The sequence below is a fragment of the Hymenobacter agri genome (assembly GCF_054778495.1).
In genome coordinates this window covers 1-1,412 of record NZ_BAAGZM010000852.1, presented here as the reverse complement: position 1 = coordinate 1,412, position 1,412 = coordinate 1, and the positions used below count along the sequence as shown (strand labels likewise).

Below are 1,412 nucleotides of genomic sequence, written 5' to 3'. Positions count from 1 at the left end.
CGCCGAAGCGCTGGCCGATGCCAAGCTCTACCCCGCCGCCGACCCGGCCGACCTCGCGGCCCTGCGTGCCGCCCAGGCCAAGCTACAGCTGCCCACCGAAATTGAAGCCTGGCAGGGCCTGCAGGTCGCCCTCGATAAGCTGAACAAAGCTCCCAAGCCTACGCCTTCGCCGTTGGCCACGGCCGCCCAGCACCCCATCGACTGGGCCGTGGTGCAGAGCGTGCCGCTGGGCCAGCAGGTGCGGCTGCGTACCAGCAAGGGCATTATCCTGCTCGAATTGAAGCCCAACGAAGCGCCCGGCGCGGTGGCCAGCTTCGTCACGCTCATCAACCAGAAGTTTTATAACAACCTGTATTTCCACCGCGTGGTGCCCAATTTTGTGGCCCAGGGCGGCGACCCGCGCGGCGACGGCAACGGCAGCGCGCCCTACAACCTGCGCTCCGAATTCGGCGACCTGCACTACGAAGAGGGCAGCGTGGGCCTGGCCTCAGCCGGCAAAGACACTGAGAGTTGCCAGTTCTTCATCACGCACACGCCCACGCCCCACCTCGACGGCCGCTACCCCATTTTTGCCCAGGTAGTGGGTGGCATGGACGTGGTGCATAAGCTCGACATTGGCGACCAGATTCTGGGCGTGGAATTAGTGAAGTAGGGGAGGAGTAGCGGGCAGGAACAGAAAAAGGCCGTTACGCTGAGCGCAGTGCAGCATCTTTACCGTGCAGGTAATCCAGTCGATTAGGGTTACTATTGCGGTAGAGACGCTGCGCTGTGCGCTGCATGACTAGCCAAGACTCCAAGTTCCTTTCCGCCATGAACCAACTTACTGCCTACGCCCAACAGCTGCAGAATCTGGCCGTGCTCTACCTACCGCGTGTGTTCATGGCCGGCTTGGCCCTGGTGGTGGGCTGGTGGCTGATTGGCCGGGCCAGCCAGCTGCTGGGCCACGCCACGGCCCGCCTCGACGTGTCGCTGAGCTCGTTTTTGCGCAGCCTGGCCAACATCGTGCTTAAGGTGCTGCTGCTGATTTCGGTGGCTGGCATGGTCGGCTTCGAAACTACCTCGTTCGTGGCCATTCTGGGCGCAGCGGGTTTGGCGGTAGGCCTGGCATTGCAGGGCACGCTGGCCAACTTCGCGGGCGGTGTGCTCATCCTCATCTTCAAGCCCTACGTGGTGGGCGACAGCATTGAGGCCCAGGGCAAAAGCGGCGAAGTGCGCGAAATTCAGATTTTCAACACCATCCTTGTCACGCCGCAGGGCGACACCGTGATTCTACCCAACGGTGCCACCTCTAACAACGTCATCGTGAACAAAACGGCCCAGAACAAGGCCCTGGTCGACATCGCCGCCGAGCTCGACGGGCCTACCGACCTGGCGGCCCTGCGCGCCTGGGCCCTGCCGCTACTCGCCGCCGA

2 protein-coding genes are annotated in these 1,412 nt (G+C 63.0%); both read left to right on the top strand.

Annotation, left to right across the window (positions count from 1 at the left end; all coding sequences use genetic code 11):
* The coding region (locus ACYVDE_RS22790) for a peptidylprolyl isomerase (protein WP_460503827.1) at window positions 1-652 on the top strand (652 nt) is incomplete at its 5' end.
* Between the two features lie 158 nt (window positions 653-810).
* Window positions 811-1,412, top strand: a 602-nt coding sequence (locus ACYVDE_RS22785; RefSeq protein ID WP_460503826.1) for a mechanosensitive ion channel family protein, incomplete at its 3' end; no start/stop codon positions are given.